24 protein-coding genes and 1 pseudogene are annotated in these 19,751 nt (G+C 67.2%); 14 read left to right on the forward strand and 11 right to left on the reverse strand.

Annotated elements, in window-relative coordinates; genetic code table 11:
* Window positions 1-108 precede the first annotated feature (108 nt).
* Window positions 109-363, reverse strand: a complete 255-nt coding sequence (locus WDM94_13185; protein MEJ0013547.1) for an accessory factor UbiK family protein — start codon at window positions 361-363, stop codon at window positions 109-111.
* 131 nt (window positions 364-494) lie between these two features.
* Here WDM94_13185 and lgt point away from each other — a divergent pair, with 131 nt between their 5' ends.
* The 3 genes from lgt to pgeF are packed head-to-tail and all read left to right on the forward strand — an operon-like array spanning window position 495 to window position 3,177.
* Complete coding sequence (lgt, locus tag WDM94_13190) at window positions 495-1,322, forward strand: prolipoprotein diacylglyceryl transferase (GenBank protein ID MEJ0013548.1); 828 nt, start codon at window positions 495-497, stop codon at window positions 1,320-1,322.
* A complete protein-coding gene (locus WDM94_13195; GenBank protein ID MEJ0013549.1) occupies window positions 1,319-2,407 on the forward strand; it encodes a class I SAM-dependent methyltransferase in 1,089 nt (362 codons plus the stop codon). The genes lgt and WDM94_13195 overlap by 4 nt, the downstream gene beginning before the upstream one ends.
* Window positions 2,404-3,177 carry a peptidoglycan editing factor PgeF gene (gene pgeF, locus WDM94_13200; GenBank protein MEJ0013550.1) on the forward strand — a complete coding sequence of 258 codons (774 nt, stop codon included), beginning with the start codon at window positions 2,404-2,406 and terminating at the stop codon, window positions 3,175-3,177. Before WDM94_13195 ends, pgeF begins: the two co-directional genes overlap by 4 nt.
* Window positions 3,178-3,340: 163 nt before the next feature.
* Here pgeF and WDM94_13205 read toward each other — a convergent pair whose 3' ends face one another.
* The gene (locus WDM94_13205) at window positions 3,341-4,123 is read right to left on the reverse strand and encodes an alpha/beta hydrolase (protein ID MEJ0013551.1); all 783 of its coding nucleotides are present in this window, start codon (window positions 4,121-4,123) and stop codon (window positions 3,341-3,343) included.
* Window positions 4,124-4,199: 76 nt separating this feature from the next.
* Here WDM94_13205 and WDM94_13210 point away from each other — a divergent pair, with 76 nt between their 5' ends.
* The 6 genes and pseudogenes from WDM94_13210 to pth all read left to right on the forward strand — a co-directional run bounded on the left by WDM94_13210 (window position 4,200) and on the right by pth (window position 8,504).
* Window positions 4,200-4,733 carry a hypothetical protein gene (locus WDM94_13210; GenBank protein ID MEJ0013552.1) on the forward strand — a complete coding sequence of 178 codons (534 nt, stop codon included), beginning with the start codon at window positions 4,200-4,202 and terminating at the stop codon, window positions 4,731-4,733.
* Window positions 4,734-4,846: 113 nt separating this feature from the next.
* A complete protein-coding gene (locus WDM94_13215; GenBank protein ID MEJ0013553.1) occupies window positions 4,847-5,779 on the forward strand; it encodes a ribose-phosphate pyrophosphokinase in 933 nt (310 codons plus the stop codon).
* Between the two features lie 95 nt (window positions 5,780-5,874).
* Window positions 5,875-6,282 carry a DUF6766 family protein gene (locus tag WDM94_13220; GenBank protein ID MEJ0013554.1) on the forward strand — a complete coding sequence of 136 codons (408 nt, stop codon included), beginning with the start codon at window positions 5,875-5,877 and terminating at the stop codon, window positions 6,280-6,282.
* 61 nt (window positions 6,283-6,343) lie between these two features.
* Complete coding sequence (locus tag WDM94_13225; GenBank protein MEJ0013555.1) at window positions 6,344-6,895, forward strand: isochorismatase family cysteine hydrolase; 552 nt, start codon at window positions 6,344-6,346, stop codon at window positions 6,893-6,895.
* Window positions 6,896-6,997: 102 nt separating this feature from the next.
* Window positions 6,998-7,615 (forward strand): annotated as a pseudogene (locus WDM94_13230) (50S ribosomal protein L25/general stress protein Ctc).
* A gap of 187 nt (window positions 7,616-7,802) precedes the next feature.
* Entirely contained in the window at window positions 7,803-8,504 is a 702-nt protein-coding gene (gene pth, locus WDM94_13235) for an aminoacyl-tRNA hydrolase (protein ID MEJ0013556.1), read from the forward strand.
* Between the two features lie 211 nt (window positions 8,505-8,715).
* On the opposite strand, the gene WDM94_13240 is transcribed toward pth, so the two are convergent.
* From WDM94_13240 to WDM94_13255, 4 genes are all read right to left on the reverse strand, one after another.
* A complete protein-coding gene (locus WDM94_13240; protein MEJ0013557.1) occupies window positions 8,716-9,291 on the reverse strand; it encodes a fasciclin domain-containing protein in 576 nt (191 codons plus the stop codon).
* Window positions 9,292-9,510: 219 nt separating this feature from the next.
* The gene (locus WDM94_13245; GenBank protein ID MEJ0013558.1) at window positions 9,511-10,125 is read right to left on the reverse strand and encodes a hypothetical protein; all 615 of its coding nucleotides are present in this window, start codon (window positions 10,123-10,125) and stop codon (window positions 9,511-9,513) included.
* A gap of 110 nt (window positions 10,126-10,235) precedes the next feature.
* Window positions 10,236-10,475 carry a hypothetical protein gene (locus WDM94_13250; GenBank protein MEJ0013559.1) on the reverse strand — a complete coding sequence of 80 codons (240 nt, stop codon included), beginning with the start codon at window positions 10,473-10,475 and terminating at the stop codon, window positions 10,236-10,238.
* 106 nt (window positions 10,476-10,581) lie between these two features.
* Window positions 10,582-11,382 (reverse strand): alpha/beta hydrolase, encoded by an 801-nt coding sequence (locus tag WDM94_13255; protein MEJ0013560.1) that lies wholly within the window; start codon window positions 11,380-11,382, stop codon window positions 10,582-10,584.
* Window positions 11,383-11,746: 364 nt separating this feature from the next.
* On the opposite strand from WDM94_13255, the gene ychF reads away from it, so the two are divergent.
* Window positions 11,747-12,844: a redox-regulated ATPase YchF gene (ychF, locus tag WDM94_13260; protein ID MEJ0013561.1), complete on the forward strand. Its 1,098-nt coding sequence runs from the start codon at window positions 11,747-11,749 to the stop codon at window positions 12,842-12,844.
* A gap of 135 nt (window positions 12,845-12,979) precedes the next feature.
* Window positions 12,980-13,312 carry a hypothetical protein gene (locus WDM94_13265; protein ID MEJ0013562.1) on the forward strand — a complete coding sequence of 111 codons (333 nt, stop codon included), beginning with the start codon at window positions 12,980-12,982 and terminating at the stop codon, window positions 13,310-13,312.
* Between the two features lie 49 nt (window positions 13,313-13,361).
* Here WDM94_13265 and WDM94_13270 read toward each other — a convergent pair whose 3' ends face one another.
* The 4 genes from WDM94_13270 to WDM94_13285 form a co-directional block, all read right to left on the reverse strand.
* Complete coding sequence (locus WDM94_13270) at window positions 13,362-14,984, reverse strand: ATP-binding protein (protein ID MEJ0013563.1); 1,623 nt, start codon at window positions 14,982-14,984, stop codon at window positions 13,362-13,364.
* Between the two features lie 133 nt (window positions 14,985-15,117).
* On the reverse strand, window positions 15,118-15,960 hold the full coding sequence (locus tag WDM94_13275) for an HAD family acid phosphatase (GenBank protein MEJ0013564.1): 843 nt from the start codon (window positions 15,958-15,960) through the stop codon (window positions 15,118-15,120).
* A 322-nt stretch (window positions 15,961-16,282) separates the two neighbouring features.
* Window positions 16,283-16,948, reverse strand: a complete 666-nt coding sequence (locus tag WDM94_13280; protein ID MEJ0013565.1) for a glutathione S-transferase family protein — start codon at window positions 16,946-16,948, stop codon at window positions 16,283-16,285.
* A gap of 4 nt (window positions 16,949-16,952) precedes the next feature.
* On the reverse strand, window positions 16,953-17,492 hold the full coding sequence (locus tag WDM94_13285) for an adenine phosphoribosyltransferase (GenBank protein ID MEJ0013566.1): 540 nt from the start codon (window positions 17,490-17,492) through the stop codon (window positions 16,953-16,955).
* Window positions 17,493-17,687: 195 nt separating this feature from the next.
* Between WDM94_13285 and WDM94_13290 the strand changes: the two genes are divergently transcribed.
* From WDM94_13290 to WDM94_13300, 3 genes are all read left to right on the forward strand, one after another.
* The gene (locus WDM94_13290; GenBank protein ID MEJ0013567.1) at window positions 17,688-17,990 is read left to right on the forward strand and encodes a hypothetical protein; all 303 of its coding nucleotides are present in this window, start codon (window positions 17,688-17,690) and stop codon (window positions 17,988-17,990) included.
* 129 nt (window positions 17,991-18,119) lie between these two features.
* Window positions 18,120-18,473, forward strand: coding sequence for a hypothetical protein (locus WDM94_13295; GenBank protein MEJ0013568.1), 354 nt, complete (start codon window positions 18,120-18,122; stop codon window positions 18,471-18,473).
* Window positions 18,463-18,798 (forward strand): type II toxin-antitoxin system PemK/MazF family toxin, encoded by a 336-nt coding sequence (locus tag WDM94_13300; protein ID MEJ0013569.1) that lies wholly within the window; start codon window positions 18,463-18,465, stop codon window positions 18,796-18,798. The genes WDM94_13295 and WDM94_13300 overlap by 11 nt, the downstream gene beginning before the upstream one ends.
* Window positions 18,799-18,808: 10 nt before the next feature.
* Here the strand turns inward: WDM94_13300 and WDM94_13305 are convergent, their stop codons facing one another.
* On the reverse strand, window positions 18,809-19,750 hold the full coding sequence (locus tag WDM94_13305; protein ID MEJ0013570.1) for a cytochrome c1: 942 nt from the start codon (window positions 19,748-19,750) through the stop codon (window positions 18,809-18,811).
* Between the last annotated feature and the right edge of the window lies 1 nt (window position 19,751).

Below are 19,751 nucleotides of genomic sequence, written 5' to 3' on the forward strand. Positions count from 1 at the left end.
GCGAATCTCCGTTGAGAATCAGTATATAGCCGCCGCCCTTTGAGCCGCCACACTAGACTGTGGATGACATCGTTTCTTCACAGAAGCGAGCGCCGGCGCCTCCCGCGGTTACTTCGCGGCGAGCTTCGCCTCGAGCTCGGCGATGCGCGCCTTCAGCGTCTCGTTCTCGGCGCGCGCCTGCGAGGCCATCTCGCGCACAACGTCGAATTCCTCGCGCTTGATGAGGTCGAGATCGGCGACGATGCGCTCCATCTGACTCCGGAACACGGTCTCGGCTTCGCGCTTGACGCCCTGCGCGACGCTCGCTGCATCGCCCACCAGCCGCGCCATCTCGTCGAACAGGCGGTTTTGGGTCTGCGTCATGGCTTCGCCTCCGGCAATCCTGGGACAGCAGCTACTATGGGGGCGGCGGCGGGCCGCTTCAAGCTTGGCTTGACCGGCGCGGCCCCTGCGGCGCAGGTTGCGGCGCTTTTTAAGGTGCGAGGACGGCCCGTTTGGAACTGCTGGCGCTTCCCTTTCCGGCCATCGACCCGGTGCTCATCCAGGTCGGCCCGCTGGCGATCCGCTGGTATGCGCTGGCCTATATCGCCGGGATCTTCCTTGCCTGGTGGTACGCCAAACGGCTGGCAAGCGACGCTAAGCTCTGGGGACCGGCGGGCGCACCGCTGAAGGGATCCGACCTCGACGATTTCGTCGTCTGGGCGGCGCTGGGGGTCGTCGTCGGCGGCCGCCTCGGCTACGTCCTGTTCTACGACCTCCAGCATTACCTGCAGGAGCCCGGCGACATCCTCGCCGTCTGGCACGGCGGCATGTCGTTCCACGGCGGCTTCCTCGGCATGATGCTGGCGATGACGCTGTTCGCCCGCTCGCGCAACATCCCGGCATGGTCGCTGATCGACGTCGTCGCGACCGGAGTGCCCTTCGGGCTTTTCTTCGGCCGCCTCGCCAACTTCATCAACGGCGAACTGTGGGGGCGCGTCAGCGACGTGCCGTGGGCGATGGTGTTCCCGGGCGCCGGCGACACGCCGCGCCACCCGAGCCAGCTTTATGAGGCAGGACTGGAAGGTATCGTCCTGTTCGTCGTGCTCTGGATCGCGACCCACCGCTATCACAAGCTGGCGACCCGCGGCTTCGTCTCGGGCATCTTCTGCACCGGATACGGTATCGCCCGCACGTTCGTCGAAGCCTTCCGCGAGCCCGACGCGCAGGTCGGCTACCTCTGGGGCGGCCTCACCGAGGGGATGCTCCTGTCGATCCCGATGATCCTGTTCGGCGTCGGCCTGATGATCTGGGCCAACCGCCGAGAGGCGGCCGCCGCGTGACGCCGCTCGCCGAAAAGATGGCGGCGCTCGTCCGCGCCGCGGGGCCGCTGACCGTCGCCGACTACATGGCGATGTGCCTCGCCGATCCCGAGTACGGCTACTACATGCGGCGCGAGCCGTTCGGCCGCACCGGCGACTTCATCACCGCGCCCGAGATCAGCCAGATTTTCGGCGAGCTGATCGGGCTGTGGGCGATCGCCGTCTGGGAGATGATGGGCGAGCCGCGGCCGTTCGTCCTCGCCGAGCTGGGCCCCGGCCGCGGCACGCTGATGGCCGATATGCTGCGCACGGCCAAGATCAAGCCGGATTTCCTGCGCGCCGCCGACGTCCATCTGGTCGAGATGAGCCCGCGACTCCGCGAAATCCAGAAACAGACGCTGTCGGCGGCGGGCCTTGGCGTTCACTGGCACGGCTCGGTCGCCGACCTGCCGCCCGGCCCGGCGATCGTCGTCGCCAACGAATTTTTCGACGCGCTCCCCATCCGCCAGTTCCAGTGGATAGAGAAGCGGTGGACCGAGCGCATGGTCGGCCTGTCGGACACCGGCGATCTCGCCTTCGGCCTGGTGCCGGTCGAGCAGCGCCCGGCCGGCGTGGCGTTGCCCGATGGCGCCATCATCGAGGCATCGCCAGCCGGCAAGGCCGTGATGATAACGCTCGGCGAACGCTTCAAGCGCCACGGCGGCGCGGCGCTGATCATCGACTACGGCGCCGCGGCGCCGGGCACCGGCAGCACGCTGCAGGCAGTCCGCGCCCACAAATACGACGATCCCCTCGCCGCGCCCGGCGAGGCCGACGTCACCGCCCACGTCGATTTCGCGGCGCTCGCCCGCGCCGCGGTTGCGGCCGGCGCGGAGGCGCGCACGCTGATGGGCCAGGGCGAATTTCTCATCCGCCTCGGCCTCGTCGACCGCGCCAACGTGCTCGGCCGCGGCAAGGACAAGAAGACGCGCGATATGATCGCCGCCGCGATCGAGCGGCTGGCGGCGCCGAAGGCGATGGGCACGCTGTTCAAGGTGCTCGCCGTCTCTGCCCCCGGCCTCAAGCTGCCGCTGTTCGACCCGATCGAGATCGGAGCCACGCGATGACCGCGCCCCATATCACCGCACCGTCGCTGGTCATGCCCGGCGTCCGCCACGGCTTCTTCACCCGCGCCGGCGGCGTCTCGTCCGGCATCTACGCCAGCCTCAACTGCGGCGTCGGCTCGAGCGACGATCGCGCCCTGGTGCTGGAAAATCGCGCCCGCGTCACCGCCGCCATCGGCGCGCCGGCGGAGAAACTCGCGACGCCCTATCAGGTGCACGGCACCATCGCCGTCACCGTGACCGAAGTCTGGGCGCCCGGCGAAGGCCCGCGCGCCGACGCCGTCGTCACCAACGTGCCGGGCATCGTGCTGGGCGTTGGCAGTGCCGACTGCGGCCCGATCCTGCTCGCCGACGGCGAGGCGGGCGTCATCGGCGCCGCGCACTCCGGCTGGCGCGGCGCGCTCGCCGGCGTCGCCGAGTCCGTGGTTGCCGCGATGGAGAGACTGGGCGCCGACCGCAAGCGCATCGCCGCGGTGCTGGGGCCGACGATCAGCCAGCCCAACTACGAAGTCGGCGCCGAGGTGCGCGATCAGTTCGTCTCCGTCGATGCCGACTATGCGCGCTTCTTCGCACCCTCGGCGCGTGAGGCGCATTTCCAGTTCGACCTGCCCGGCGTGATCGTGGCGCGGCTCTCGGCCGCCGGCGTCAAGGCATCGTCGGTCGGCCTGTGCACCTATGCCGACGAGACGCGGTTCTTCTCCTTCCGCCGCACCACGCATCGCGGCGAGGCGGATTATGGGCGGCAGTTGTCGGTGGTGATGCTGGCGGCGTAGCGGAGGAGAGACACCCCTCCCCAAAACCGCGATGCGGTTTTGGCCCTCCCACAAGGGGAGGGCTCAAGCGGAGTTTGTTGGAGCGTGCCGTTTCAACACGGATGAACCCTCCCCTTGTGGGAGGGTCAAACCGCCGAAGGCGGTTTGGGGAGGGGTGTCTCTCTCAGAGTTCGCCGGCCCGCGGCGCTTCCAGCCAATCCAGCACGAAATCCGCGACCTCCTCCCAGCCCGCCATCGACGCCAGGAAGTGCGAGCGGTCCGGGTAATATTTCAGCGCCGTGATCGCCGGCGACGTCTTCTGCCTGGCGTAGCAGGCGCGCACCGAGCCCGGGCTCGCCGTGCGGTCCCTGCCCCCGGCTGTCATCAGCAGCGGCACCTTGCGGTTGGCCGGGTCGATCGCGTTGCCGATGTTCAGCACCTCGTCGAAATAGAGCTTGCCCGGCGTCGGCGCGACGTAGCGCTCGTAGGCGGCGCGCGCGTCCGCCTCGGGCATGCCGTTGGCGAAGCTCGACAGGAACGACGCGAACGACATCGTGTGCACGCGCTTCCACGCGTTCCACTTGAGGAACACGGGCAGCGCGCTGAGCACCGGGCCGATGCCCGGCATGACGCCCTTGAACGGCGCCGGGTCGAGCGCCACCCCGGCGGCGCCGAGGCCGCGGTCGAGCATGATCTGCGTGAACAGGCCGCCGAAGGAATGGCCGACGATGATCGGCGGCTCGGCCTTGGCGCGGATGATCTTCTCGTAGTGCGCGGCGATCTCGTTGATGCCGACGTTGGCGAGCGCCGGTGGCGGGTTGCGGCGAAGCTCGGCCAGCGGAATGTCTTCGAACGGCCACGCCGGCGCCTCGGCATCGTAGCCGTGCGCCGCAAAACGCACCTGGAACTTGTCCCACGAGGCCGGCGTCAGCCAGGCGCCGTGAATGAATACGACCGGTTTGCCCATCGTCCCTCCGCGTGGCGACACCGGCGAGTCTGGCACCATTTCGCGTTTGCGGCTAGACAAGCGGCAGGAGAGAGCAATGCCCCCAACCCAGCGCCGCAACGGCCGGATCGCGCGCCTGACCCTGGCGCTCGCGGCGGTATTCCTGCTCGCCGCCTGCACCAGCGTTTCACTGCCGCCGATGGGCCCCGGCCCGCCGCCGCTGATCTCGGCAAAGAAGACGCGCACGCTCGGCCCCGCGCCGGTAAAGGGCGAGGAGGTGCATTTCGCCTTCGCCCCGGTCACCGGCGTGCCGGCCGATATGCGCTTCGCGCTGGAAGACAGCCTCAAGAAATACGCCGCGACTCGCGCGCTCACCATCGTGGCGCCCGGCGACCCGACCGCCGTCTATCAAGTGAAGGGCTACCTCTCCGCCATCGGCGACGATGCCGGCACCGTGCTCGTCTACACCTGGGACGTGGCCGACGCCTTCGGCACGCCGCTCTACCGGATTTCCGGCCAGGAGTCCGCTGCCGGCAGCCCGACCGACCCGTGGATCGGCATCACCGGCGTCGAGATGGACGCCGCCGCCCGCGACACGATCGACAAGCTTGCCGACTGGGTGAACGGCTAGGACAAATCGCCCGCCACGGCGCCGGTTGTTTCTCGCGCCGCCCGCTGCTAGAAGGCCGCGGCATCACGCCGGTCGTTAGCCGGATCAGGTACCCCCTGAAAGCGGGCCAGGGCATGAAGCTGGTAGCCGGGAATTCGAATCGGACGCTTGCCGACGCTATCGGCGCGTATCTGGAAATCCCGCTAGCCAAGTGCTCGGTCCGCCGTTTCGCCGACCAGGAAATCTTCGTCGAGATCCAGGAAAACGTGCGCGGCGAGGACCTGTTCGTCATCCAGTCGACGAGCTATCCGGCAAACGACAACCTGATGGAGCTGCTGATCATCATCGACGCGGCGCGGCGCGCTTCCGCCCGCCGCATCACGGCGGTTATCCCCTACTTCGGCTATGCCCGCCAGGATCGCAAACCCGGCCCGCGCACGCCGATCTCGGCCAAGCTCGTCGCCAACCTGATCACCCGCGCCGGCACCGACCGCGTGCTGACGCTCGATCTCCACGCCGGCCAGTTGCAGGGCTTCTTCGACATCCCGACCGACAACCTTTACTCGGTGCCGGTGATGACGCGCGACCTCAAGACCCACCACGACATCTCCAACGTCACGATCGTGTCGCCCGACGTCGGCGGCGTGGTGCGCGCCCGAGCGCTGGCGAAGCGCCTCGACGCGCCGCTCGCCATCGTCGACAAGCGCCGCGAGCGTCCCGGCGAATCCGAGGTGATGAACATCATCGGCACCGTCGAGGGCCGCCGCTGCATCCTGTTCGACGACATCGTCGATTCCGGCGGCACGCTGTGCAACGCCGCCGAGGCGCTGATGGAAGCCGGCGCCCAGTCGGTGATGGCCTACATCACCCACGGCGTGCTCTCCGGCGGCGCCGTCGCCCGCATCACGGCATCGCGCATCGAGGAGCTGGTGATCACCGATTCGATCCAGCCGACCGAAGCCGTGCTCGCCGCGCCGAACATCCGCGTCTGCCCGATCGCAACACTGATCGGCGAGGCGATCGCGCGCACCGCGCACGAGGAGTCGGTGTCGAGTTTGTTCGACTAACCGCCGCCTCCCGACGCAGGCGGGCCAGGCTGAGCATCTCCGGATCGTTTGTGTAGGGACGCGGAACATCCGCCCGGCTCATCGGTTTTCGGCCCATGGCAAGGAAACCAAAGCCGCCCTCGCTCCGTGAAGCATCGATCTGGCGCCGTTACGGCTACGCCTGGATCACGGCGATTTTCTTCGTCGTCACCATCGTCGGCCACTGGATCTTCGGCTGGTACGCCTACGTCAACGATGAGACCGAACACGGCCAGCCGCCGGAGGTCTCGCAATACGTCATCGAGATGGGCCGCGACACGCTCGAGAATTGGCAGTCCGAGTTCCTGCAGTTGCTGTGGCAGGTAGGCGGTCTCGCCGTGCTTCTTTACGTCGGCTCGCCGCAATCCTCGGACGGCGATGAACGGCAGGAGGCGAAGATCGACGCGCTGCTCAAGCTTGTCGATGCGAAGCAGGCCGAGCGTATCATCGCCGACCTCGACGCGCGTTACGACCGCAAGGGCTAACGCCGTGGCCTCGCCGCTCCGCGCGCCGCTGACGCCATGCTCGGTCAACCTGTGCATCGACATGCAGCGCCTGTTCACCGCGGAGGGACCGTGGCCGACGCCGTGGCTGGAGCCGACATTGCCGGTAATCCAGGCGATCGCCGGCCGCCATCCCGAGCGAACGGTGTTCACGCGTTTCATTCCGCCCGAGAAGCCGGAGGACATGCCCGGCATGTGGCAGCGGTATTACCGCCGCTGGCCGGAGGCGACCCGGAGCGAACTCAAACCGGAATTGCTGGAGCTTGTGCCGTCATTGGCGCGGCTGGCGCCGCCGGCGGTGGTCATGGACAAGCCCGTCTATTCGCCATTCTCCGGCAGCCACCTGCCGCACCATCTTGCCGAACGCGGGGCCGATGCCCTGATCGTCACTGGCGCCGAAACGGACGTCTGTGTGCTGGCGACGGTGCTGGGCGCGGTTGACCACGGTTTCCGGGTCGTGCTTGTCACGGACGCGGTTTGCTCGTCCTCCGACGCCGGGCACCACGCCCTTTTCGAGCTCTTCCGGACGCGGTTTACAGAGCAGGTCGAGGTGACCAACGCCGAAACCGTGCTTTCCGCCTGGCAGCGGCACTAGACCGCCTGGTTTGCCTTTTTCCGCCCCCTCCCCTATAAGCCCGCCAGCCGCGCCGACACCCCTGGAGGCACGCGGCAAACAAAGCAAACCTAGGAGTTTCCGATGGGCCAGACTTACGAGCTCTCGGCGACGGTTCGCGAGAAGGTGGGCAAGGGGGCCGCTCGCTCGGTACGTCGTCAAGGCATGATTCCCGCCGTCATCTATGGCGGCAACAAACCCCCGCTTGCGATCAACCTCCCCCAGCGTGACGTCTCGTTCAAGATTCACGGGGGCGGCTTCTACACCACCGTCGCGACGATCGACGTCGCCGGCGAGAAGGTGCGCGTCCTGCCGCGCGACTTCCAGATCGACCCGATGAACGAGAAGCCGATGCATGTCGACTTCATGCGTGTCACCGCCGGCTCGACCGTCACGATCGAAGTGCCGGTGCAGTTCATCAACGAGAGCGCCGCGCCCGGCATTCGCCGCGGCGGCGTGCTCAACGTCGTGCGCCACCGCATCTCGGTGATCGCGCCCGTCGATGCCATCCCGGAGAAGATCGTCGCCGACCTCACCGGTCTCGACATCACCGACTCGCTGCACATCTCGAAGGTGCAGTTGCCGGAAGGCATTCGCACGACCATCCGCGACCGCGACTTCACCATCGCGACCATCGCCGCCCCGGCCGGCGTGAAGGAAGAAATGAAGGCGGCCGCCGATGCCGCTGCTGCTGCCAAGGCGGCGGCGGCTGCCGCGGCGGAAGCCGGCACCGAGGAAGGTGCTGCCGGCGCTCCGGGTGCTGCTCCGGCCGAAGGTGCCGCCGCTGGCGGTGCCGCGCCGGCTGCCGGCGCCAAGGGTGCCGCGGCTCCGGCTGCTGCCAAGGGCGGAAAGAAGTAACGGAGTCCGCTGAAACCTGCGGAGCTTCAGAATGCTGCTGCTTGTCGGTCTCGGCAATCCGGGACCGGAGTACGCCAGACAGCGCCACAACGTCGGCTTCATCGCCGTCGATGCCATCCATCGCCGCCACGGTTTTCAGCCGTGGCGGCGACGCTTTTCCGGCGAAGTCGCCGAGGGCACCATCTCGGGTGAGAAGGTGCTGCTGCTGAAACCCCTCACCTACATGAACGACAGCGGCCGCTCCGTGCAGGACGCGGCGCGCTTCTACAAGCTTGAGCCCAAGGACATTCTCGTCATCCACGACGAGGTCGACCTTCCCCCCGGCAAGACGCGAATGAAAGTCGGCGGCGGCGCGGCCGGCCACAATGGCCTGCGCTCCATCGATGCGGCGATCGGGCAGGACTACCGGCGCCTGCGCGTCGGCGTCGGCCATCCCGGCGTCAAGGAAGCCGTGCCCGGCTATGTGCTCCACGATTTTCCGAAGGGCGATGCGGAGTGGCTGGTGCCGCTGATCGACGCCATCGCCGACAACGCCGGGCTGCTCGCCGACAACAAGGACAACACCTTCGCCAACCGCCTGCACGCGCTGAGCGAGCCGGAGAAGGCCGCGAAGAAGACCGAGGCGGCGAAGCCTCAACCGAAGGCCGGCGAGGCGAAGCCGAAGGCGGCCGACGGCGAGCCGACGCCGGAAGGCCCCCTCGCCCGCAATCTGAAAAAACTGTTCGGGCTCTAACCTCTCCGCCTTCTCCGCGAAAGCCGGGATTCAGGAGGTGAGGCTCGCGCGCCAACGCGGCAGCGAACGCTATCGCAACACCTTGGCCCCCCGCTTTCGGGGGAAAGCGAAGGCCCGCCCAGCGTCACTCAGAAAACAGAGGTAAGAGGCGCAGCCGTGGTTGCGGCGGGAGGGAAACCCGGCCGCGCCTCTTGAAGGTGCTTCGCCGAGGTCAGGTCGGCAGCAGCACCTTGTTGATGACCTGGATGACGCCGTTCGACTGGTTAACGTCGCCGATGGTGATCTCGGCGGCATTACCCATCGCGTCGATCAGCCGGATCTTGTTGCCCTTCGCCTCGACGGTGAGCTTCTCGCCCTGCACCGTGGTCAGCGTGTAGGTCTTGCCGCCCATCGTCTTCGCCATCATGTCGGCGACCGAGATGTGGCCGGGCACGACGTGGTAGGTCAGCACCTTGACGAGGTCGGCCTTGTTGGCCGGCATCAGCAGCGTGTCGACCGTGCCCGCCGGCAGCGCCGCGAAGGCTTCGTTGGTCGGCGCGAATACGGTGAACGGGCCGGCGCCTTCCAGCGTATCGACGAGGCCGGCGGCCTTGACGGCCGCGACCAGCGTCGTGTGGTCCTTCGAGTTGACGGCGTTCTCGATGATGTTCTTGGACGGATACATCGCCGCCCCGCCGACATCGACGGTCATCTCGGCGGCGAGCGAAGCAAGCGGAGCGACCGAGAGCGCCGCGGCGGCGAAAATAACGGCAGCAGCGGCGGTGCGGACAGGCGAGGAATGCGACATGGGGTGGGCCTCGTGGTTGGCGGCGAGGATTCGCCGGCGCCAGTCGCTCTACACCCTTGTTAGTATAGATATTGGGACAATTGCTACCAATAGTTGTCGTCGATGACCGGGAATCGCTACAATTCGAGGGAAATGCCAGACAAACTGGCGTAAACGGCCGCCGCCACGCGCTGCGCCACGCGACGGCCCCCGCCCACAATCGTCGGGCGCTGACCGCTTTCAGTACTTCGGCAGCGACTGGCTGGTTGGCGGCCGCACGTCAGCAGTGGACCCGGTGATCTCGCAAACGACCTCCCCGGTGGCGGCGGCCGAATAGCACAGGAAGTTGTTCTCCTGATCGGTCAGGTAGATGTCCGTCACCTGATCGACGCACGTCTTGTAGTGCGCCTTCACGTCGACGACGGCCAAATCCATGTTGCCGTTGCCGAACTGGATCTCCTCGCCGCCCGTCCAGGCGCGCGGCTCACCGACCGCGATCTCGCCGACGCTGACGTTGGTCTGTGTCTCAGACCGCTCGAGCGACGTCCGCAGTGCATGGCGAACGGTCTGCTCGAGATCGCTGGCGCCCTGCCCTTCATCCGATTCGAAGCAGACGTTCTTCGCCACCGCCGCGCCGGGGCACGGCACCGACTGCAACTGCTCGGCCCGGAACGATTGCCCCGCCCCCTGATTTAGCCGGCTGTCGCGCGCCATGTACTGCCCGTCGATGTTGCTCGGCCCCAGGATCACGGCAGGCGTGCCGTTGGCGAGCACGCATTCGCCAGCCGCGAACTGGGCAAACGCCGAGGGCGACCAGAGGACGACAGCGAGAACCGCGGGAATGAGCAGGCGCACGGCGGGCACTCCTTCGGGGAGGGTAAGTCTACAGCCCGACGTTGCTACACCCGCCTAATTCCCGGCAAGCGACCGCTCTGCGGCGAAGCGCCACAAATCGGCGTCGATCGTTACCCGCTCGGCGGGGCGCCGGAACCGAGTTCGACCGTCACGCCGCGCTGCGCGGCGAGCCGCGTCATCCGGTTGCGCAACTCGGCGAGCGACATCGATGAATTGGGATATTCGTAGAGCAGGCGCGCCGCTTCCACCTCGACGACCAGCGTCGCATTTCGCCGTGCCGCCTTTTCGATTGCCACGCTGGCGTAGCCAAGGATGTGCAATCGCGTATCCAGATCAGCAAGAAGTGACATGACAGTCAGACCTCCTCGTCGCCGCTGATCCGAAGATTAAGCAGCGGACGTCGCGGCTGACTGTTCGGAACTGCACACCGTCGCGACGGATCGCGAGGTCGGTTAATCAAACCGCAGCGGCAAGGCGCTTGCGCCGCGCGCCCCAGTCCAGACCGTCGACCGCGCCGATCGAGGAAACCGGATGACGGCGCGCGATCATGTCGGCGAGCTTCACCGGCTCCGACAACATCGGCCAGTGCCCGGTCGGCAGCGATTCCAGCGTCCACTCCCGCCCGGCCATGGGCGCGAACCACGGATCGCCGGAGGCGATCATCTGGCGCACCGCGTCGAGCGGGATGGTGCAGAGGATCGCGCGGCGCGGCACGTGCGGCCGATGCGAGCCGCGGAGGTGCACTAGGTCGGTTGCGACCTTCAGCGGCTGCGGCACCGCGAGATGACGGAAGAATGAGCGGTTGGCATCGTCGAGGCCGGCCAGCGCCGCCTCGCCCAGCGCCTCCCACGATGGCAGCGGCAGGCGCCCGCCGACCGCCGCGGCGATGGCGTCGGCACGGCCGTTCGGGCCGGAGAAATCGGCGATGCATTTGCCTTCCGGCACCGGACCCGAATCGACGAAGACGAGACTGGCGACCCGATCGGGCACGCGCGCCGCGACGATATCGACGATGGCGCCGGCGCCGCTGTGGCCGACCAGCACGACGTCATGCAGGTCGCCGGCGACGAGGAAATGGACGACGTCGGCAACGTGCGTCTCCAGCCCGATGGCGGGCGACGCCTCGGCCTTGCGCTCGCCGAGGCCCGTCAGGCTGAGCGGGAACGCGCGGTGGCCGGCAACCTTCAGCCGCGCCGCCACGTCGCGCCACGCCCAGGCGCCGATCCAGAACCCGCCTACCAGCACGAACGTCGTCATGGCCTCGCTCCCGTTCTTGAGGTTTGGGGATAGCGGGCGGCGTGGACAACTGCTGTCAGGAGTGCGGGTGACCGCTGTGGATGAGAGACACTCGTGGCTGCGAGGATGAGAGACACCCCTCCCCAAAACCGCGTTGCGGTTTTGGCCCTCCCACAAGGGGAGGGCTCAAGCGGAGTTTGGTGAAGCGCGATGTTTCAACAAAGTGACCCTCCCTTGTGGGAGGGTCAAACCGCCGAAGGCGGTTTGAGGAGGGGTGTCCCTCCTTCTTCAAGCAGCCGCGCCCAGCCACAAGCCTCCAGTCTTGCCCAATCCCCCTTGCCTCACTAGAACCACCGCCAAATCCCCTCCCTCGAAGGAATGACCGATGGGTTTCCGCTGCGGCATCGTCGGGTTGCCGAATGTCGGCAAGTCGACGCTTTTCAACGCCCTGACGCGCACCGCCGCGGCGCAGGCGGCGAACTATCCGTTCTGCACCATTGAGCCGAACACCGGCGAGGTCGCGGTGCCCGATCCGCGGCTGGAGAAGCTCGCGGCCGTCGTCCATCCGCAGCAGATCGTGCCGACGCGCATTTCGTTCGTCGATATCGCCGGTCTCGTGCGCGGCGCCTCCAAGGGCGAAGGGCTGGGCAACCAGTTCCTCGCCAACATCCGCGAGGTCGACGCCAACCTGCATGTGCTGCGCTGCTTCGACGGCACTGACGTCACCCACGTCGAGGGCCGCGTCGATCCCGTCGCCGACGCCGAGACCGTGAACACCGAATTGATGCTCGCCGATCTCGCCTCGCTCGAGCGGCGTGTGACGGCCCAGCGCAAGAAAGCGCAGGGCGGCGACAAGGAGGCGAAGGCCGAGGTCGCGCTGATGGATGCGGCGCTGGAACTGCTCAACGCCGGCAAGCCGGCGCGCCTGGTCGACGTGCCGAAGGGCGAGGAAGCCGCCTTCCGCGCGCTCAATCTTCTGACCTCGAAGCCGATCCTCTACGTCGCCAACGTCGACGAAGGCTCCGCCGCCGCTGGCAACCGGCACTCCAAGGCCGTCGAGGCGCTGGCGAAACTGGAAGGCGCCGGCTTCGTCATGATCTCCGCGGCAATCGAGGCGGAAATCGCGCAGCTCCCCGATGCCGAGCAGAAGGAATTCCTCGCCACTATCGGCCTGGAGGAGCCCGGCCTCGACCGCCTGATCCGCGCCGGCTACGCGCTGCTCGGCCTGATCACGTATTTCACCGCCGGACCGAAGGAAGTGCGCGCCTGGACGGTGCACAAGGGCGACCGCGCGCCGCAGGCGGCGGGCGTGATCCACACCGATTTCGAAAAGGGCTTCATCCGCGCCCAGACCATCGCCTTCGACGATTACGTGCGGCTCGGCGGCGAACAGGCAGCCAAGGACGCCGGCAAGGCGCGCGACGAAGGCAAGGAATACGTGGTCGCCGACGGCGACGTGATGCTCTTCCGCTTCAACGTGTGACGGCGTGTCGCGGCGTTTATTCTCATTCTAACTATCAACAATGTCGTGACCCAAACTGTGAAGGGCCGACCGGAACGGCGGCTGTCGCAACACGTTCTCCTGAGGCTGCGGGACTGAGCAACCAGGAGACTGAAAATGAAAACCTCCCACGGACTTCTCGCCCTATCCGCCGCGGCGCTGTTCACGATCGCCGCAGCCGCCACGTCGTTCGCCGAGGATGTCACCCCGGCCGCCACCGACAACTCGGAGTCAACCTCCGCGAACACTGACCTCACCGGCAGGGCTGTGCTGGGCATCGACATCAGCAACGCCGGCAATACGCCGGAGACCGTGCAGAATTTCTTCGCCGGGCTCTCGTCTGACGATCAGACGGGCCTCCGTGCCACATGCTCGCGGGTCCTGTCCGACGGCTCGGCGGTCGGCAACCTGGGCGTCATCCAGTTCTGCCAGAACTTGCAGGCCGGCTAACCGGCAGCGTGAAATCGCCGGTCCCGCGCATCGCGGGGCCGGCGTTTTTTCATGTCCGGTCGAGCAGCCGGTCGCCCTCGGCGAGCGAGCGGAACGGCCGGCCGTCGAGCGCCTGGCGCAGCTTCCGCGACAGATCGAGGTCGAGGTAAGGCTTGGGCAGCACCAGCCCCAGCCGCGAGAATTGCTGGCCGGCCAGCGGGTGCGCGTGGCCCGACGTGAACAGCACCCGCACGTCCGGCAATCTTTCCGCGACGATCTTCGCCAGCGCCGGTCCCTGCATCGGCCCGCGCAGGAAAACGTCGGTGAACAGCACGTCGATCGGCGTGCCCGTATCGACGACCGCAAGCGCCGACGGCCCGTCGATCGCGGAGAGCACGCGATAGCCCAGCCGCTCGACGCGCGACTTCGCCACCTTGAAGACGTCGGGATCGTCGTCGACGACCAGCACGACCTCGCGATTGCGCGCCATCTCGACCGTGCCCGGCTGGGGTCGCTCCGCCGGCGCCGACGCTGGCCCGACGGGGCGGCACGGCAGGTAGAGTCGGACCGTCGTCCCGTGCCCGGGCTCGCTGTAGAGGCGGAGCAGCCCGCCCGACTGGCGCGCGAAGCCGTAGGCGCCGGAAAGACCGAGCCCGCTGCCGTGCTCGGCGTCCTTGGTGGTGAAGAACGGCTCGATCGCCCGTTCGCGCACTTCCGCCGTCATGCCCGTGCCGGTGTCGGCAACCGAGATCAGCACGTAGTCGCCGGGCACGGCCTCGCCGTCGCTCTCGGTGAATTTCTCGTCGATCGCGATGTTCTCCGCCGCGATGGTGATCGTTCCGCCTTCCGGCATCGCGTCGCGGCCGTTGAGCGCCAGATTGACCAGCGCGCTCTGCAACTGGTCGCGGTCGAGCAGGCAGCGCGGAATGTCGTGCGCCACCGCGATCTTCACCTCGACCGAAGGCGGCAGCGTGCGGCGCAGAAGATCGGCAAGGCTGGTGATCTCCTCGCCGACGTCGACCGCGGCGGGCGTCAGCGCCTGCCGCCGCCCGAAGGTGAGCAGCCGGCGCGTCGTCGCTTCGGCGAGCCCCGTCGCCCTCGCCGCCGCCTGCAGCGAGGCGCGGATGACAGGGTCGCTGACCACCGGCAGCGCATCCTCGATGCCGTTCAGGATGACCGTCAGCAGATTGTTGAAGTCGTGCGCGATGCCGGCGGTGAGCTGACCGACGGCGGCGAGCTTCTGCGCGTGGCTGAGCTGCTCGCGCGCCAGCATGCCCTCGGTGACGTCGCGATAGACCATGGCGACGTGGCGGATGGTGCCGTCGGCCTCCGGCAGCGGAAACGCGCTCATCTCGATCTGCACGCGCCGCCCCGCGACCCTGACGTTCTGGAGCTGGCTGGCGTCGTACTCGAACGGCGGCGTCGTGACGCGCTCGCCCTCGAAGGCGCGCCGCAGGATCGCGACGATGCCGAGCCGCTCGCCGATATCGTCCTCGAACAGCGAGTATTCCGGCGGCGGCACCGAACCGAACAGATCCTTGAACGCCGGATTGGCGAGCACGCAATGGCCGTCGCTGGCAAAGATCGCGATGCCGAACGGCGAAAAGCGGAAGATGCCGTCGGCAAACGCTGCCGGATCGGCGATCCCCGCAAGGCGATCGGCCAGACGGCCCGGATAGGTTGTGTCAGTCACCGCATTCGTCCCGGAAATCCCCCTTCCCGGGGACTCCTTCTGTACGAAAGCGTGCACTACGACCGGCTGAAAGTCACGCCCGCGTAACCGGGCGGAGCGCCGTGTTTCCACGGCGCCCCGTTACACGAATGCGTTACTGCGCCGGCGGGCCCGCCCAGGCCGGCAGCGCGTCGATCTTTTCCTGCCGCCGCTGGTCGGCCGATTTCTTGTAGTCGTTGCCGAACGGTGCGGATTCGAACGAGCCGTATTCCGGGTTGGCGATCACGATCCAGTCGTGTCCGATGTGGGCGATGTTCTTGTCCAACGACGCCTGGCGTTCGGTTTCGGAGCCGCCGAAATCGTCGGAGAAATCGCCCCAGTTGTCGCCGAGCATCAGCAGCACGCGATAGTCCTTGGCGACGAAGTCGCGCCGCGTGCCCTTCTTCGACGTCCAGTCGGGCTGCTCCTTGGAAAACAGGAACGTGTCGACGTTGCCGCCCATCGGGAAGCCGAGCGCCTCGGCATTCTTGCGTGTGTCGGCCTCCTGCGTCTCGTCGCGGTTGGTGACGTAGAAAATCTTCACGCCCTTGGAGTCGGCATACTTGAGGAAGTCGAGCGCGCCGGGCACTGCCTTCGCCGCCTGCGCCTTCGTCCACGCATCGTACGTCTTGCCGGCGTAATCCTGCCCGGCCTTGATCAGCCACGACTCGTAGCCGCCGTTGTCGAGCATCGTCTCGTCCATGTCGGTGATGATGGCCAGCGGCTTGTCGGCGGCGTCGGTCTGCCCGAGCGCGCTCCACGACTTGTCGGCGAGCGCCTCGTCGAGGCGGATCTTCGCCAACTGGTACATCGACAGCGTGTTGGCCTTGAACTCGATCGAGTTCGAGACCCACAGGGTGGCATTCAGGAGATCGTTCTGCGGCACCGGATCGGCCGCGTAGGCACTGCTCATCGGGATGGCAAGCGCAAGCGCCGCCAGGAATGCTTTGCCGTACATCGAGTTCGCCTCTCTGTTGACAGGAATGGTTCGGGCCCACCAGCCAGATGCATCGAGCATAGCAAACAGAGCAACGGCATCGCGACAGGGATTCGGAAAAATAGTTTGCCGGCTTACTTAGGCGCGTTCGCTCGTCCTGGTGGCGGCATGTCCATTCCTCCCGCTCATCCCTTCAAGCGAGGGTCCATGTATCGCGGTCAGCAAATGTGGTCTGCCGGAACGGGGATACTCCTCCCACATGGATTGCCGCTTGCGCGGGGATGAGCGGAGACAGGCAGGCCCCGCCCTTCCATTTCCATTCGACGGCTCCGCAGGGCCAGCCCTAATCCGTCTGCGGCTCCGGCGGCGGGTCCTTCTTCGCCTTGTCTTCCCATTCGCGGAAAGCCGGATCGGCGAGTACCGCCTCCATGTAGGCCGCGCCCGTCGCGCCAAGCTTGACGCCGTAGGTGCGGAAGCGCGTCACCACCGGCGCGTACATCGCATCGGCGATCGTCCAGCGGCCGAAGAGGAACGGCCCGCCGCCCGTCTTGCCCCAGCTTTCGCGCGCCTCGCGCCACATCTTCTCGATGCGCGCGATGTCGGCGTTGGCGCCCGGATGGTTGGGGTTGTTGTGTCGATCGAGCAGCGCCATCGGCAGATGCTCGCGCAGCGGCCGGAAGCCGGAGTGCATCTCCGCCGAAATCGAGCGCGCATAGGCGCGCGCCGCCGCCTGCTCCGGCCACAGCTTCGCGTCCGCGAAAAATTCGGCGAGGTATTCGCCGACGGCGAGCGAGTCCCACACCCTGATCTCGCGGCCGTCGCGCTGGTGCACCAGGAACGGCACCTTGCCGGTCGGCGAAAGCTGGTTGAGCCGCGCCTTGCCCTCGAAGGTGCGGTAGCGGATCACCGTCTCCTCGAACGGCGCGCCGCTTTTCTTCATCGGCAGCCAGCCGCGCAGCGACCACGACGAGAGCGTGCGATAGCCGATGTAGATGTGGAACTCGGCCATGCGATCAGTGTCCTTCGAAGCTGACGAGGGTGTGCAGTTTGACGTCCTTGGCGGCGATGCGGCGGGCGCCGCCGAGATCCGGCAGGTCGATGACGAACGCCGCCGCGACGATGTCGCCGCCGGAGCGGCGGATGAGCTCGATCGCCGCTTCCGCCGTGCCGCCCGTGGCGATGAGATCGTCAACCAGCAGCACGCGCGCGCCCTTGTGGATCGCGTCGGCGTGAATCTCGATGGTGTCGACGCCGTACTCGAGGCTGTACTCCTGGCCGATGGTGCGCGCCGGCAGCTTGCCCTTCTTGCGGATCGGCACGAAGCCGCGGCCGAGCGCATGCGCCACCGCCCCGCCGAGGATGAAACCGCGCGCCTCGATGCCGGCGACGTAGTCGATGCGCTGCGTAATGAACGGCAGCACGAGTCCATCGACGGCAGCGCGCAGCCCGACGGGGTCGGCGATCAGCGTGGTGATGTCGCGGAAAAGGATGCCGGGTTTCGGATAATCCGGGATCGTGCGGATCAGCGCCTTGATATCGACGGTCGCGGTCATGGGCCCCCCGAAGAGACGCGCCTCTGCCGCCCCGCTCTTAGCAAACACGCGCCGGCAAAGCCATGCGGCGCGGCGCCGAAACGCGCGGATTAACTAAGACTTAATCTTGATTTCCGAGCGGCTTGGCGGCCTCGCCGAGCATGTTACGGTCGCGGCAGGTGCGGCGTGTCATGACAGATCTGGGAATTGCTAATCATGAAACGCACCATCCCCAATGCAATTGCGGCGCTCGCCGTCATCGGCTTCGCCGCGCAGCCGATCGCCGCCAATGCCGTCATCCGTCTTCCCTGCCCGCCGCTCGTCGCCGATCCGGGTCCTCTGCCGATGCTGGCCACCGTCGGCTTCATGCTTTGCGCCGGCCTCACGCTCGGCAAGGTAGATGCTGACGACGCCCGCGGCATCAGGAAGGCCGAGAAGGGCGATCACGTCCGCGCCCTCCTGAGCTGCCTGCTGCCCTTCCATTTCAAGCACAAGAACGTGGTCTCGGCGAAAGGCTAGAGCCGCCGCTTCATCGCGTAGCTTCAAATCAACCGCGCCTGGGCAACCGGCGCGGTTGATCTTTTTCTGGCTGGGCTTGACCCCACCCCCACCCCGCCCCTATGTTCATCGCCATCGGAGAACGAAACCATGGCGACGATCAAGATCAACGACGACGCGATCTGGATAAAGGGCATCGAGGGCGACCCCGGCCTGCAGGAACGAATTCGGGGCCTGCGCCCCCGTCAAGTGCTCGATCTCGAGGTCGACGGCGTCGTCGGCCAGTGGGAGCGCATGCGCGACGGCAGCGACGGGCGCCCGACCCTGGGCATCAAGCCGATCGGCAAGATGCGCGAAGTCTGGTCCCGCCTGCGCCAGAGCGCCACGCAGAAGGTCGTGCCGCTGCGCGAGGTCGTGACCGCCGACAGCTACCTCACCGCCCTGCCCGCGACGCTCGGCGAATGGGACTCGAAGGAGGACGACGAGGCCTACCGTGATCTGTAGCTTCGCCGACGTCGTGGTCGTGCCATTTCCGTTCGTCGACCGGCCGATTTCGAAGACCCGGCCAGCGCTGGTCTTTTCCAGCGCCGCCTTCAACGAGGAGCACGATCAGTCGGTCCTCGCGATGATCACCACCGGTGCAAACTCGGCATGGCCGAGCGACATCGTCATCGGCGACGGCAAGCGCGCCGGCCTCGCCCGTCGCTCCGTTATCCGCTGGAAGCTGTTCACGCTGCCGAACCAGATCATCCTGAAACGGATCGGCACGCTCGGCGAAAAGGACCTTGCCGCGGTTAAACGCTCGGCCCGCCGCTATTTCCTGCAGTGAGGGCTCCGCGCTAGTGCGCGACGCCTTCCCACACCCGCTTCTTGGTCAGGTACATCAGTCCGGCGAACACCAGCAGGAAGATGAACACCATGAAGCCGATGCGCTTGCGCTCGACCAGGTGCGGCTCCGCCGTCCACATCAGGAACGCGGCGACGTCGTGCGCGTACTGGTCGACCGTCTGCGGGCTGCCGTCGGTGTAGGTCACCACGCCGTCAGACAGGGGCGGCGGCATCTTCAGCGACGCGGCGGCGAGGAAGTACGGGTTGTAGTGGGTGCCGTCGGGGATCGTCACGCCCGGGGGCGGATCCTGGAAGCCGGTGAGCAGCGCGTGGATGTAGTCCGGCCCACCCTCCTGGTACTGCGTGAAGAAATCGATGATCGCCCAGAAGACGCCGCGCGGCGCGCCGCGTGCCTTGGCCATCAGCGACAGATCGGGCGGCGCGGCGCCGCCGTTGGCGGCAGCAGCGGCCTGCGTGTTCGGGAACGGCGCCGGGAAATGATCCGACGGCTTGCCGGCCCGCTCGAACATGTCGCCGGCCTCGTTCGGCCCGTCCTGGACCTGGAACGATGCGGCGAGCGACTTGACCTCGTCGTCGGTGAAGTGCGGCCCGCCCTCGTCGCCGAGGTTACGGAAGTAGAGGTACTTCATCGAGTGACAGGCGGAGCAGACTTCCTTGTAGACCTGGTAGCCGCGCTGGAGCTGCGCCGTGTCGTACCTGCCGAACGGACCGGCGAACGACCAGCTCTGCAACTCGGGCAGCTTGATCGGGAAATGCGCCTCGCCGGCTTCGGCGGGCTCGGCCGCCGGTTCCGCGGCGGCGGGCGCCGCCGGGACAGCAGCCGCGGGCGCCTCGGCAGCGGGAGCGGCGGCAGGCGCCGCGGCATCCTGCGCAAAGGCCGGCAGCGTGATCGCGGCGAGCGCTGCGGAGAAGACGGCGGCGGCGAGTTTCATG

Origin of the sequence: Bauldia sp., assembly GCA_037200845.1 — a bacterium.
Lineage (GTDB): Bacteria > Pseudomonadota > Alphaproteobacteria > Rhizobiales > Kaistiaceae > DASZQY01.